This is a genomic window from Streptomyces sp. GS7 (genome assembly GCF_009834125.1).
Taxonomy (GTDB): Bacteria; Actinomycetota; Actinomycetes; order Streptomycetales; family Streptomycetaceae; genus Streptomyces.
This window is the reverse complement of record NZ_CP047146.1, coordinates 1,732,453-1,746,795: the sequence shown is the minus strand read 5'-3', so window position 1 is coordinate 1,746,795 and position 14,343 is coordinate 1,732,453. Positions and strand designations below refer to the sequence as shown.

At 72.3% G+C, this 14,343-nt stretch carries 10 protein-coding genes; 8 read left to right on the top strand and 2 right to left on the bottom strand.

What is annotated here, in order from left to right:
• Positions 1-467: 467 nt before the first annotated feature.
• Complete coding sequence (gene aceE / locus GR130_RS07340; protein ID WP_159503950.1) at positions 468-3,200, top strand: pyruvate dehydrogenase (acetyl-transferring), homodimeric type; 2,733 nt, start codon at positions 468-470, stop codon at positions 3,198-3,200.
• A 98-nt stretch (positions 3,201-3,298) separates the two neighbouring features.
• Here aceE and GR130_RS07335 read toward each other — a convergent pair whose 3' ends face one another.
• Positions 3,299-3,730 (bottom strand): peptidase inhibitor family I36 protein, encoded by a 432-nt coding sequence (locus GR130_RS07335; RefSeq protein ID WP_159503949.1) that lies wholly within the window; start codon positions 3,728-3,730, stop codon positions 3,299-3,301.
• 660 nt (positions 3,731-4,390) lie between these two features.
• Entirely contained in the window at positions 4,391-5,992 is a 1,602-nt protein-coding gene (locus tag GR130_RS07330; protein ID WP_159503948.1) for an MFS transporter, read from the bottom strand.
• A gap of 115 nt (positions 5,993-6,107) precedes the next feature.
• Between GR130_RS07330 and GR130_RS07325 the strand changes: the two genes are divergently transcribed.
• The 7 genes from GR130_RS07325 to GR130_RS07295 all read left to right on the top strand — a co-directional run bounded on the left by GR130_RS07325 (position 6,108) and on the right by GR130_RS07295 (position 14,278).
• Positions 6,108-6,764: a TetR family transcriptional regulator gene (locus GR130_RS07325; RefSeq protein WP_159503947.1), complete on the top strand. Its 657-nt coding sequence runs from the start codon at positions 6,108-6,110 to the stop codon at positions 6,762-6,764.
• A gap of 216 nt (positions 6,765-6,980) precedes the next feature.
• A complete protein-coding gene (locus GR130_RS07320) occupies positions 6,981-8,195 on the top strand; it encodes an alpha/beta hydrolase (protein ID WP_159503946.1) in 1,215 nt (404 codons plus the stop codon).
• A 198-nt stretch (positions 8,196-8,393) separates the two neighbouring features.
• Entirely contained in the window at positions 8,394-9,272 is an 879-nt protein-coding gene (locus GR130_RS07315; protein WP_159503945.1) for a DUF4429 domain-containing protein, read from the top strand.
• Between the two features lie 154 nt (positions 9,273-9,426).
• Positions 9,427-10,818, top strand: a complete 1,392-nt coding sequence (locus tag GR130_RS07310; protein WP_159503944.1) for a sensor histidine kinase — start codon at positions 9,427-9,429, stop codon at positions 10,816-10,818.
• Positions 10,815-11,495 (top strand): response regulator, encoded by a 681-nt coding sequence (locus tag GR130_RS07305; protein ID WP_159503943.1) that lies wholly within the window; start codon positions 10,815-10,817, stop codon positions 11,493-11,495. The genes GR130_RS07310 and GR130_RS07305 overlap by 4 nt, the downstream gene beginning before the upstream one ends.
• A gap of 214 nt (positions 11,496-11,709) precedes the next feature.
• The gene (locus GR130_RS07300) at positions 11,710-12,876 is read left to right on the top strand and encodes an alpha/beta hydrolase (RefSeq protein ID WP_159503942.1); all 1,167 of its coding nucleotides are present in this window, start codon (positions 11,710-11,712) and stop codon (positions 12,874-12,876) included.
• A 163-nt stretch (positions 12,877-13,039) separates the two neighbouring features.
• Positions 13,040-14,278, top strand: a complete 1,239-nt coding sequence (locus tag GR130_RS07295; protein WP_159503941.1) for an acyltransferase family protein — start codon at positions 13,040-13,042, stop codon at positions 14,276-14,278.
• Positions 14,279-14,343 lie beyond the last annotated feature (65 nt).

Sequence of the window (14,343 nt, the reverse complement as noted above, 5' to 3'; positions counted from 1 at the left end):
CGCGGGGCATTGGGCGTAGTCCACACGGGCCGGGCGGATCGCGCAAGTACCCGGCGGTCGAGACCGCCTAAACGGTGACGATCCGAAGGCACCGCTGGACCACCGCCACCCCACCAGGACACCACGAAGTGATTCACACCACAGCACCGGGGCGGGTATATGGGGTAGGCGGGCACGAATGGCCCCGTCGAGTGACGAGGGAGCCACCCGGACCCGCTTTCGAGCGCCGGACGGCCGTACGTCAAGGACTTTCGACATGGGCGTATGGTTGCGATTTGGCCGACCTGAGGACCGGCCTTTTCAGCGCCATCTCTCAGCGGGTGGTTACCCATCGGTAGAGGTGACGTATCCCAGTGACTCGGTACACGATGGAAGACGGCGCGACACAAGGCAGAGACAGCATTCGTCCCCGTGCACAGCAGCAATGGCAAGCCGAGCACGATACGAACCGAACACTAAGGAACAGCGTGGCTTCCGGATCCGATCGAAACCCGATCATCATTGGCGGCCTTCCCAGCCAGGTCCCGGACTTCGATCCCGAAGAGACCCAGGAATGGCTCGACTCGCTCGACGCGGCTGTTGACGAGCGAGGCCGGGAACGTGCCCGCTACCTGATGCTCCGCCTGATCGAGCGCGCCCGCGAGAAGCGTGTGGCCGTGCCCGAGATGCGCAGCACGGACTACGTCAACACCATCGCGACCAAGGACGAGCCGTTCTTCCCCGGCAACGAGGAGATCGAGCGCAAGGTCCTCAACGCGACCCGGTGGAACGCTGCCGTCATGGTCTCCCGCGCCCAGCGCCCGGGCATCGGCGTCGGCGGCCACATCGCCACGTTCGCCTCCTCCGCTTCCCTCTACGACGTGGGCTTCAACCACTTCTTCCGGGGCAAGGACGAGGGCGACGGCGGCGACCAGATCTTCTTCCAGGGCCACGCCTCGCCCGGTGTCTACGCCCGCGCCTTCCTCCTGGACCGACTGTCCGAAGCGCAGCTGGACGCCTTCCGCCAGGAGAAGTCCAAGGCCCCCAACGGGCTGTCCAGCTACCCGCACCCGCGGCTGATGCCGGACTTCTGGGAGTTCCCGACCGTCTCCATGGGCCTGGGTCCGCTCGGCGCGATCTACCAGGCCCGCATGAACCGCTACATGGAGGCGCGCGGGATCGCCGACACCTCCAAGTCGCACGTCTGGGCCTACCTCGGCGACGGCGAGATGGACGAGCCCGAGTCGCTCGGCCAGCTGTCCATCGCCGCCCGTGAGGGCCTGGACAACCTGACCTTCGTCGTCAACTGCAACCTCCAGCGCCTGGACGGCCCGGTCCGCGGCAACGGCAAGATCATGCAGGAGCTGGAGTCGCAGTTCCGCGGCGCCGGCTGGAACGTCATCAAGCTGGTCTGGGACCGCAGCTGGGACCCGCTGCTCGCGCAGGACCGCGACGGCATCCTGGTCAACAAGCTCAACAGCACCCCCGACGGCCAGTTCCAGACGTACGCCACCGAGACCGGCGCGTACATCCGCGAGCACTTCTTCGGGGACGACCAGCGCCTGCGCGCGATGGTCGCGAACATGACCGACGACCAGATCCTCCACCTGGGCCGCGGCGGTCACGACCACAAGAAGATCTACGCGGCGTACGCGGCGGCCAAGGCCCACAAGGGCCAGCCGACGGTGATCCTCGCGCAGACGGTCAAGGGCTGGACGCTCGGCCCGAACTTCGAGGGCCGCAACGCGACCCACCAGATGAAGAAGCTGACCGTCGAGGACCTCAAGGGCTTCCGCGACCGGCTGCACCTGCCGATCCCGGACAAGGACCTGGAGGACGGCCTGCCGCCGTACTACCACCCGGGCCGCAACTCCGAAGAGATCCAGTACATGCACGACCGCCGCAAGTCGCTGGGCGGCTACGTGCCCACCCGTCTCGTGCGGGCCAAGCCGCTGGAGCTGCCCGGCGACAAGGCCTACGCCACCGCCAAGAAGGGCTCGGGCCAGCAGAAGATCGCCACGACCATGGCGTTCGTCCGCATCCTGAAGGACCTGATGCGGGACAAGGAGATCGGCAAGCGCTTCGTGCCGATCGCCCCGGACGAGTACCGCACGTTCGGCATGGACGCGTTCTTCCCGTCCGCCAAGATCTACAACCCGCTGGGCCAGACCTACGAGTCGGTGGACCGCGAACTGCTGCTGGCCTACAAGGAGTCGCCGACCGGCCAGATGCTGCACGACGGCATCACCGAGGCCGGCTGCACCGCCTCCCTGATCGCGGCGGGCTCCGCCTACGCCACGCACGGCGAGCCGCTGATCCCGGTCTATGTCTTCTACTCGATGTTCGGGTTCCAGCGCACCGGCGACCAGTTCTGGCAGATGGCCGACCAGCTCGCGCGCGGCTTCGTGCTCGGCGCGACCGCCGGCCGTACGACGCTGACCGGTGAGGGGCTCCAGCACGCCGACGGCCACTCCCAGCTGCTGGCCTCGACCAACCCGGCCTGCGTCGCCTACGACCCGGCCTACGGCTACGAGATCGCGCACATCGTCAAGGACGGTCTGCGGCGGATGTACGGCGAGAACGCCGAGGACGTCTTCTACTACCTGACCGTCTACAACGAGCCGATCCAGCACCCGGCGGAGCCGGCCGACGTCGACGTCGAGGGCATCCTCAAGGGCCTCTACCGCGTCAAGTCCGGTGAGAAGGGCGAGCACGCGGCCCAGATCCTCGCCTCCGGCGTGGCGGTCCCGTGGGCCGTCGAGGCCCAGCGGATCCTCGCGGACGAGTGGAACGTCAAGGCCGACGTCTGGTCGGCGACCTCCTGGAACGAGCTGCGCCGCGACGCGGTGGCGATCGAGGAGCACAACCTGCTGCACCCGGAGGAGGAGCAGCGCGTCCCGTACGTGACGCAGAAGCTCCAGGGCGCCGAGGGCCCGAAGGTCGCGGTGTCGGACTGGATGCGTTCCGTCCCGGACCAGATCGCGCGCTGGGTCCCGGGCACGTACCAGTCCCTGGGCGCCGACGGGTTCGGCTTCGCGGACACCCGCGGTGCGGCCCGCCGCTTCTTCCACATCGACGCGCAGTCGATCGTCCTGGGTGTGCTCACCGAGCTCGCCAAGGAGGGCAAGGTGGACCGCTCGCTGCTGAAGCAGGCGATCGACCGCTACCAGCTCCTGGACGTCACGGCCGCCGACGCGGGGGAGGCGGGCGGCGACGCCTGACCCCTGTGCGGCCTGCCGCCGCACCGTCTCCGCCGCGCCCCCCGGCCAGCGCTCAGCGCCGGCCGGGGGGCGCGGTGCGTGCACCGCGGACGCCCGGATCACTGCTCCCATAGCTTGAACGCCCTTACCTGGTACGGCGCCTTGGGCACCCAGCTGCCGCCGCCCGGGTACGTGTCGAACTCGCCGGTCTCGGCACACTCGGCGCTCTGGTAGGTGGTGACCGGGCGGCCGGTGCGGTTGGCGAACGCGGCGGCGGTGACCCCCTTGGGCAGGGAGACGCAGCTCTCGATCTCGGTGTCGGACAGCTCGTAGGTCTGCCGCCTGCCGCCGAAGTCCGCCTTCGGCCAGAGGCACAGCTGGCCGGCCGAGCAGTCGCCGGAGGTGGCGGGGTGCCCTGCGGTGCGGGCGGCGCCGGCGGCGTACGCGGCCGGGGCGCCGAGGGCGGCCGGGGCGACCAGCACCGCGGCCAGCGCGGCCAGGCCGGTGACCAGCGCGGTGGTGTGGAACGTGTCGAACAGACGGATACGCATAGGAGCCTCTCCCCCGTGACGTGGCCGTGGCGCCCCGCGCGGAGCGGGAGGTGGGCCACGGCGTGGGTGTCCGCGGCGGGCGGGTGTCCGCTGCGGGTTCGTTTTCGAGCCTGGCGCCGGTGCGGCGCGATCGCCAAGGCCCGGGCGGAGGCTCCACCCGCATCAGGTATGTGGATAACCGTGCGGCGCCCCGCCGGCGCGGTGGTACGCGCGGTTGACGTGTGACGGGGTCGCGGAGACCGGGCGCGGAAACCGTTCCTCCCGTGCGCCGCACGGCAGTTGGGCGTGCCCGCTGCCCAGGAGGAGGCGCCGCGGGCCGGCGGTTCCCGGATCGGGTCATCCGGATGAGGGATTCGGCGGTCCTGGCGGAAGCCAACTCGCCCTTGGCGTACGGCGCGTGGCGGCGACCGGCGGGCGGACGGGACGGGTTGACGACCGGCGGGCGGGTTGACGACCAGCGGACGGCGGACGGGCGCCCGCGGCGGGCGCACGGCCGACTCGGCACCCCGCGCCCCGCACAGCGGCCGGCGGCCGGCACCCGGCGCGCGAAAGACGACGGCGCGCGGCCGGCCGAGGGTGCCCCGGCCGGCCGCGCGCCGGTCGTGTTCTTCGGGTGTGTGCGGCGCCGGGGCGCTGCGCCCGACTACCGTGCGGTGCCGGTCAGATGTGCCCCATGCCGGCGCCCGCCTCGGCGTTCGCGCCGCGCTTGGTGAGGACCGCGACGACGGCCGCGACGATCGCCACACCGCAGGCGACCGTGAAGGCCAGGCCCATGCCGGAGACGAAGGTGTCGTGGGCGACGGTGGTGATCTTCTGGGCGAACTCCGGCGGGGTGCCCTTCGGCACCGGCGCGATACCGGCCGAGACGGCGTCGGACACCTGGGACATCTTCTCGGGCGGCAGCGGCGGGAGGCCGGCCGCCTGCCACTTGCCCGGAAGCTGGTTGTCGACGCGAGAGGCCATCACCGCGCCGAGCACCGCCGTACCGAGGCTGCCGCCGACCTGCATGGCGGCCTGCTGGAGACCGCCGGCCACACCGGACAGCTCCAGCGGGGCGTTGCCGACGATGACCTCGGTGGCGCCGACCATGACGGGCGCGAGGCCCAGGCCGAGCAGGGCGAACCAGAGGGACATCGGGCCGGTGCCGGTACTCGTGTCCAGACCGGACATGCCGTACATGGCGACGGCGGTGAAGACCATGCCGCCGACCAGCGGGATCCGGGGGCCGAACTTGGTGATCAGCGCGCCCGCGAGCGGCGAGCCGACGATCATCATGCCGGTCAGCGGCAGGAGGTGCAGACCGCTGTCGACGGGGCTCATGCCGTGGACGTTCTGGAGGTAGAACGTCACGAAGAACAGGCCGCCCATGAAGGCGAAGGCCATCAGCACCATGAGGACGGTGCCGGCGGTGAGCGGCACGGAGCGGAACATCCGCAGCGGGATCAGCGGCTCGCGCACCCTGGTCTCCAGGACGGCGAAGAGCACGAAGAGGACGACCGCGGCGATCAGGAAGCCCCAGGTCTTCGTGTCGCCCCAGCCCCAGTCCGTCGCCTTGATCAGCGGCCAGATGAGGCAGAACATCGCGCCGGACAGCAGCACGATGCCGGGGATGTCGAAGGAGCGGGGGGCATTCTCCGCGCGGTGGTCCTTGAGGATCACCAGGCCGAGGATCAGGGCCAGCGCGCCGACCGGCACGTTGATGAAGAACACGGACTGCCAGCTGACGTGCTCGACCAGCAGTCCGCCGACTATCGGGCCGCCGGCGGTGGAGGCGCCGATGACCATGCCCCAGATGCCGATGGCCATGTTGAGCTTCTCGGCCGGGAAGGTGGCGCGCAGCAGTCCCAGCGCGGCGGGCATCAGCAGCGCGCCGAACAGGCCCTGCAGCACACGGAAGACGATGACCAGCGTGACCTGGCTGGAGAACCCGATGGCACCGGACGCGGCGGCGAAGCCGACGATGCCGATGAGGAAGGTCTGGCGGTGACCGAAGCGGTCACCGAGCTTGCCCGCGGTGATCAGCGCGACGGCCAGCGCGAGCATGTAGCCGTTGGTGATCCACTGCACGTCGGCGAGCGACGCGCCGAGGTCCTCCTTGATGGCCGGGTTGGCGATGGCGACGATCGTGCCGTCGAGCGCCACCATCATGACGCCGATGGCGACGGAGAAGAGCGTCAGCCAGGGATGGCCCCGCAGCCCCTTTCGAGGCTCCGGTACGGGAAGTTCCGGTGCGACGTCGGCGACCGGGGTCTGTGAACTCATGTTTCGAGGCTAATGTCAGCCACTGACAATTGACAAAGTGATTCATGAGTCGGTAACTGTCATTTAGCTCACAGGTATTCTGAGCAGCAAGAACACCAGGGAAAGGCGGCGCAGGATGGCGACCCCGACGCCGCAGACGGCACCCACCGGCGGCCTGCGCGAACGCAAGAAGCAGCGCACCCGCGACGCCCTGATCCGGGCGGCGCTGGAGCTCTTCACGGAGCAGGGGTACGAGGCGACGACGATCGACGAGATCGCCGAGGCCGTGGACGTCTCCCAGCGCACGTTCTTCCGGTACTTCGCCAACAAGCAGGACGTCACCTTCGCGGTCCAGGACATGGTCGAGGCCCGCTTCCTCAGCGAGCTGCGCGCCCGCCCGGAGGACGAGGCCCCGCTGACCGCGCTGCGCAGCGCCGTGATGGTGGCCTGGGACGACATCGGCAACGCCATCGCCTCGGTGATCCCGCTGGACCTGCACATGCGCTCGTACCAGATGATCGAGTCGACGCCCGCACTGGTCGCCGCGCATCTGCGCCGCTCGTCCGAACTGGAGGAGCAGATCGCCCAGTTGATCGCCCGGCGCGAGGGGCTGGACGTGGACACCGACCCCCGCCCGCGGGTGCTGGTCGCGGCGTTCAGCGGCGTGATGCGGGTGGCCGGGAAGATCTGGGGCGAGGGCCAGGACTGCAGCGTGGCGGCGATCCGCGAGCTGACGCAGTCCTATCTGGACCAGATCGGGCCGGCGATCGACGCCGACTGGCGGACCCGCTGAGCACAGCGCCCGCCGGGCGTGAACACGCCCTCGACCTGGCGTAACGGCCTTCCTCCGGTGGGTGATCGGTTCATTGCCCATTGAGACCGACTCTGCACGAGTGAGCATCGACCAGTGACATCGGATGTCCGTTTTGGTCGAAATACCCTCCACGAAACGTGAGATGCCTCACTGGGCTCGGCAGGCACCCTCCCGCGTCTCCTAGGGTGGCCCGCGGTGACTTCTTTCTCGGACCTCGGTCCTTCCTCCGGTTTCCTGCAGTCCACCGCCTGGCGTGCCTCGCTCGCCTTGGTGGTGGTGTTCGTGATGCTTGCCATGACCGGCTGGACGGCCATCAGAGGCACCAAGGACGACGCCAACCCCCTGGCCACGGCGAAGGCCGCCTGGCGCCACGCCACGTTCCACGGGCGGGCGCTGCCCGACCCGGACGGCGCGCCGGCCACCCTCCGCGCGTTCTTCGGCACGCTCGACCGGGCCGAGCGCCAGCAGCTCGCGACCCGCTACCCGCTCGTCGTCGGCAACATGGGCGGCGCCCCCGTCGAGCTGCGCTACAGCGCCAACCGCATGGCCATCGACGCCGCCCGCGCCGTCGAGAAACGACGCATGCGCGACCACCGGCTCACGCCGGTCGGCCGCCAGACAGCGGGCCAGCTGATGCACCGCCTCGAATCGCTGATGAGCGACGGCCGCCAGATCCTGGCCTTCGACCCGGCGGGCGACGGCCGGGCCGCGGAGGTCTTCGGCGACCTCACCACGGCCGACCGGGTCTCGGTGGTGGTGCCCGGTGTGGACACCAACCTGTCGACCTTCGAGCGCACCGCCAAGGCGACCGCCGCCCCCGTGGGCATGGCGCAGTCCCTCTACGACGCCGAGCGCTCCGCCCGGCCGCAGGCCCGTACGGCGGTGATCGCCTGGGCCGACTACACCACGCCGGCCGGACTGGGCGTCGAGGCCGCCACCGGGCAGCTCGCCGAGGCCGGCGCGGTCCGGCTGCGCTCCCTGGTCGGCTCCCTGCCGTCCGATGACTCCGTCTCGCTGTTCTGCCACAGCTACGGGTCCGTGGTGTGCGGCGTCGCGGCCCGGAGCCTGCCGGGCAACGTCACCGACATCGCGGTGGCGGGCAGCCCCGGCATGCGGGCCGGGAGCCTGTCCGGGCTGGGTACGCACGCCCGGGTCTGGGCGATGCGCGACGCCGACGACTGGATCCAGGACGTGCCGTACCTGGAGGTCGGCGGGCTCGGCCACGGTGCCGACCCGGTCGATCCGTCCTTCGGGGCGCGCATCCTGTCGGCCGCCGGCGCCGACGGGCACGCCGGCTACTTCGCTCCGGGCACGCGCAGTCTGCGCAACTTCGCGATGGTCGGCGTCGGTGCCCTCACGTCGGTGGAGTGCGCCTCCAGCGACTCCCACTGCAGCACGGACCTGGCCTGACGGTCGGATGCGTGCAGCCGGTTGCCCGCAGGTACGGCCCGGCGCCCGGGGACGGGCCGTACCTGCGGGAACCGCGGCCGGTGCGGGTGACGTGAACAGAGCAAGGCGCCCGGCAGGTGACCGGGATGCCCGCGACGCGCGTAGCGCAGGTGTCCGGAAGGGGGACGGGCGGGCGACCACCCGCATACGATGAGCCACATGGGTGATGTGCTGGCCGGTTTTCACGCCGTCTGGGAGTTCGACACGGACTCCGTGCTCATCCGCTTCGAACGGGGGATCCGCAGGCCGAGGCTGTTCCAGGCGCTCGGCGAGCGACGCATCCCGTACGAGGCGCTGAAGTCCGTCGAGGTCTCCCAGGGCAGGCGCGGCGCGGTGGTGCTGCACGCCGTGCCGCGGCAGGGGGCCGACCCCCTGATGGAGGCGGCGAACGGACAGCTCAAGGAGGACGCCGACCCGTACCGGCTGGTGCTGCCGGCCGAGCGCGAGACGCTGGCCGAGTTCTACGCCGACGAGCTGCGCGCGGCGCTGGGGCCCGCGGCGAAAGAGCCCGCCGAGCGCCACCTCGTGGCCGCACCGGAGCCTCCGCTGCACTTCAAGGCGTACGACGGCAAGGCGTCCTTCGACGGCCGGTCGGTCGCCTTCCGCTGGTTCTGGACGGGCGCGTCCTCGGCCAAGTGGAAGAGCGGCGACCAGATGTTCGCGGTCGACGAGCTGACCGGGGTGGAGTGGCGCTCGCCGGAGGTCCTCAACGGCCATCTGCGGCTGCTGGAGCGCGGGGCCCGCGAGCCGGGGGCCGGCGAGGCCGACCAGGACCCGGCGGCGGTGGTCTTCGGGCTCGGCTACGGGCTGGTCCACGAGTCGCTGCCGTTCGCCGCCTCCGTACTGGAGGCGGTACGCGCCGCCGACCCGGCGCCGGACGTGCCGGAGCGCGAGCCGGTGCGCCGGGCCGGGGAGACCCGCCGGGACCCCGCCGACATCGCGGACCGGATCCGGCATCTCGGGGAGCTGCACGAGGCGGGGCTGCTGACGGACGCCGAATTCAGCGCGAAGAAGGCGGAGTTGCTGGCGGAACTCTGAGGGGCGGGGGCTCCGGGCGGGCCGTGGCGGAGCCGGACGGACGAGCCGCGCGGGTCCCGGCCCGTCGGGCGGGCGTCATACCGTGGTACGGGCCGCAAGCCCGAACCACGGTATGACGCCGGTGCGCGGGCGGTCCGCTTACATTGATCTCGCGATGTTCAAGCGACCCCCCACCCCAGAGCGCGAGCCGGCCCGCGGCGACGGGCCCGAGCCGGTCCGCACCAAGGCGCTGCGCGCCGCCCGGCAGGCGGTGCGCGTCCTCGCCGCCGAGCTCGGCACCCCGGCCGGTCCCGGCACCCCGCTGTTCGCCGGCGTCCAGAGCCGCTGGCTGCGCCGTCTGCCCTACCTCGTTGCGTTCGTGTTCACGGTCTCCCTGCTGCCGTCGGGCGTGAACGTCCTCCACAACGACTACGGCATGAGCGGCGGCCTGGCGGGCGCGCTCGCCACCGCGCAGAGCGTGCCGCTGCTGCTCGCGGTGACCCGGCCGCTCCAGGCATGGTGGGTGATCTTCGCGGCGGATCTCGTCGGTGCCGCGGCCCTGATCGGCACCGACGGGGTCGCCGGCCGCACCTGGCCCTGGCCGCCCACGGTGATCGTCGGCTATCTGGTGCTGATGCTGGCGCTGGCGCTGCGCGAGCGCCGCCGCACCCTGATCGCGGTCTGGCTGACGACCGGCGCCGCCGGGATCCTCGCCGAGACGATCGCGCCCGACAGGAGTCAGAGCACCTGGGTGCTGATGTTCGTCCTCGCCGGCGTGATGCTGCTGATGGGCGCCGCCCTGCGGGAACGCGGCGACGCCCAGCGGAAGTTGCAGGAGCAGGAGACCATCAGCGAGGCGGAGCGCGCCCGGCGCACGCTGCTGGAGGAGCGCACCCGTATCGCCCGTGAGCTGCACGATGTCGTCGCCCACCACATGTCGGTGATCACGGTCCAGGCCGACAGCGCCCCTTACCGCATCAGCGGGATACCCCAGGAGGCCCAGGAGGAGTTCGGGGCGATCGCCGCCACCGCGCGCGAGTCCCTGGCGGAGATGCGCCGGCTGCTCGGGGTGCTGCGCAGCGAGGAGACGGAGCGGCAGGGCGGTCCGGAGAAGGCCCCGCAGCCCGGGATCGGCCAGCTGCCGAAGCTGGTCGAGGCCACCGTACGGGCCGGTGTGCCGGTCGAGTTGGTGCTGCCGCCGGAGCCGGTGGTCCCGGAGCCGGCGGTGGACCTGTCGGCGTACCGCATCGTCCAGGAGGCGCTGGCCAATGTGGTGCGGCATGCGCCGGGCGCGCAGACCCGGGTGTCGGTGACGACGACCGGGGACGGCGCACGGCTGACGGTGCTGGTCGTCAACTCCCGGCCACCGGTGCCCTCCGCGCCGCTGGAGACCAGCGGCACCGGGCACGGCCTGGTCGGCATGCGGGAGCGGGTGCGTCTGGTGGACGGCACGCTCGACACCGGGCCGCTGCCCGACGGCGGCTTCCGGGTCGCCGCCCAACTCCCCCTCTCCGCTCCGCTCTCCGGGGCGGCTCCTCTCTCAGCGAAGGGCTCCGACTCCCCATGACCACGCGCGTGATCATCGTCGACGACCAGGCCATGGTGCGGGCGGGGTTCGCCGCCCTGCTCGCCGCGCAGAGCGACATCGACGTGGTGGGTGACGCCCCGGACGGTGTGCAGGGCGTGGCGCTGAGCCGGCGGACGCACCCCGATGTGGTGCTGATGGATGTCCGGATGCCCGAGATGGACGGGCTGGAGGCGGCCCGTCAGCTGCTCGATCCGCCCATCGGCGTCACCCACCGCCCGAAGGTGCTGATGCTGACCACCTTCGATGTCGACGACTATGTCTATGAGGCGCTGCGGGCGGGCGCGTCCGGGTTTCTGCTCAAGGACGCGCCGCCGGCCGACCTGATCTCCGCGGTGCGCGTGGTGGCGGCCGGCGAGGCACTGCTCGCGCCGTCGGTGACCCGGCGCCTGATCGCCGATTTCGCCCGTCAGCGGCCGGCGCCCCGCAAGGACCGCGCCTCCCTGCGGCTGAACGGGCTGACGCCGCGGGAGACGGAGGTCCTGGAGCTGATCGCCCGCGGTCTGTCCAACCAGGAGATCGCCGATGCCCTGATCCTCGCCGAGCAGACCGTGAAGACCCATATCGGCCGGGTGCTCGCCAAGTTGGAGCTGCGGGACCGCGCCCAAGCCGTGATCTTCGCGTACGAGTCGGGTCTGGTGGCCCCCGGGGAGCGGTGACCGGGGCCTCCTCCGGGTAGCCCCACCCCGCCCTCCTGCCGGCCCCACCCCGCTCCTGGGGGCAGCCCCCGCGCTCTCCTCCGCGAGGACGAGAGCGCGCCGGCACCCCCTACCCCGGTATCACCCGGGAGTTGGCGCCCCGGTGTGACGTCACGTCATACACCGTCTTCCTACCTTTCCCTCCGCCACACCGCTGGAAGAGGGAGAGACCACCATGACCGTGCCGCGCAACGGCCTTCGGCGCAGCAAGCGGACCGTCGTCGCCGCCGCACTGGCGGCGGCCGTCGTCGCGGGTACCGGCGGATGGGCGGCCGGCACCGCGCAGACCGCGGTGACCGGGCCGGCGCCCGGGGCCGCCGCCTGGCGGGCCGACCACTCGCTGGGCGTGCGGCTACCGGATCCGGCCACCGCGGAGCCCGCCGAGGTCGCCCGCTTCTTCGCCTCGCTGACCGACCACGAGCGGCAGTCGCTCGCCGCTCGGCATCCGCTCACCGTCGGCAACCTCGACGGTGCGCCGGTCGCCCTGCGCTACGAGGCCAACGCCCGTGCGCTGCGCGCGGAGCGGGACCGCCAACTCGCCCTCGCCACCGACCCGGCCGGCACCCTCCAGGACCACCGGCAGGCCCGGAAGGCCGCCGACCGCTGCGCCGCGCTGCTCGCCCCCGGGCGCCACATCCTCGCCTTCGACCCGCGCGGACGCGGTCAAGTGGCCGAAGTGCACGGCGACATGGCGACCGCCGAGCGGACCGCGGTGATCGTGCCCGGCTCGGACATCGACCTGGCGTCGTTCGACCGCGCGAAGGACCCGTACGGCACCCCGACCGGCATGGCCGCCTCGCTGCGCCGGCAGATGGCGGCGGATGCGCCCGGGACCCGTACGGCGGTGATCGCCTGGGCCGGCTACACCACCCCGGTGGGCCTCGGCCCGGACGCGGCCACCGGCCGGCTCGCCGAGGCCGGCGCGCCCCGGCTGGCCCGCCTCCTGTCCGGCCTCGCCGCCCTCGGCACCCCGGCGCCGGCGGTGTTCTGCCACAGCTACGGATCGGTGGTCTGCGGGCTGGCCGCGCCGCGTCTGGAACGCGGTGAGATCGCCGACCTGATGGTCTTCGGCTCGCCCGGGACGCGCCAGGACAACGTGGCGGAGCTGCGCACCCCGGCCCGGGTGTGGGCGGCCCGGGACGCCTCCGACTGGATCGGCGACGTCCCGAACGTCGAGCTGCTGGGCCTGGGGCACGGCACGGACCCCACCGATCCGGCGTTCGGCGCCCGGCGCGTCTCCGCCCAGCAGGCCAAGGGCCACACCGGATACCTCGCCCCCGGCACGGACTCCCTCCGCAACTTCGCGGCGATCGCGCTGGGCCGCTACGCCGAGGTGCGCTGACGGCGACCGGCCCGCCACCGGGGTGCCGCGCGCGCCGGCCGGCGGCCCCGCTCCCCCGCAGCCACCGCCATCCGGCACGCCCCCCGGTCGCCACGCCGCAGAACTCGCCACCGGGCACTAGCGATCGGTCACCCGGCATCCACCACTCACCCAGGGACGCCCCATGGACACCGCACCTCTCGTACGCCTCACCCGGACCGTGCGCACCGCCGTCCACGCCATCGAGGACCGCACCCCGGTGCACCGCGACCGCGCCGTCGACGGACTGCGCGCCCTCGCCCTGCTCTCCGTCCCCACCGGCCACTGGCTGCTCGGCGGCTTCACCCGGGGTGCCGACGGCGCGCTGCACAACGCCAGCCCGCTGACCGCCTGCGGCTTCCTCGCGCCGTTGAGCTGGTTACTCCAGATGCTCGGCATCTTCTTCCTGGTCGGCGGCTATGCCTCGGTGCTGTCCCTGCGGCGCGCCACCGCGCGGGGCGATACCACCGGCGCCTGGCTGCGCGGCCGGATCGTCCGGCTGGGCCGCCCGGTGCTGGGCGTCACCGCCGTCTGGGCGGCCCTGCTACCGCTGCTGTACAGCCTGGGGGTGCCCGTTGCGACGCTGCGCACGGGGGCGACGCTGGTGATCCAGCCGCTCTGGTTCGTCGGGGTGTATGTGCTGGTCACCGCGCTCACGCCGTACTGCGCCCGCGCCGCACGGCGGATGGGCGGCTGGGCCGCGGCGCCACTGCTCGCGGCGGTCGCCGTCGTCGACTTCCTGCGGTACGGGCCGTACGCGGAGGCCATGCCGCCCTGGCTGAGCCTGCTCAATCTGCTGCCCGGCTGGATGTTCGCCTACCAGCTCGGCGTCTCCTGGGGAGAGCGGCGGCTCGGTCGGCGCGCCGCCTGGACGCTGCTGCTCGGCGGCGCCGCGCTGTTCGCCGCGCTGCTGCTGTTCTTCCACTACCCGGCGAGCATGGTCGGGGTCCCCGGGCAGGACCGGACGAACTCCCACCCGCCGTCGCTGCTGGTCCTGGCGCTGGCCGCGGCGCAGTCCGGGGCCGCGATCCTGCTCCGCGACCGGCTGGCCGCGCTGCTGCGCCGGCCCGTGCTGTGGGCGCCGGTCGTGATGATCAACCTCTGTGCGATGACGATCCTGTGCTGGCACCAGACCGCGATGTTCTCGGCGGCCGTGCCGTTCTCCCTCGCCGGCGCCGTACCGGGCCTGACCGTCGCCCCCGACTCGCCCGGCTGGATCCTGGCGCGGCTGGCCTGGCTGCCGGTCTTCGCCGTCCTGCTCGTCCTCATCGGGCGGGTCACCCGCCGCTTCGAGACGCCGTGGACCGGCGTGGGGCGGGCCCGCCGGGCGGTCGCGGCGGTCCTGGCGGCCGGTTTCGCGGTGTTCGCGCTGGGGCTCGCGTAACCGCCCGGCGGACGCACGTCTGCCGCCCCGCACCGCGCCTTCGGGTGCGTGATCAGCCCGATCAC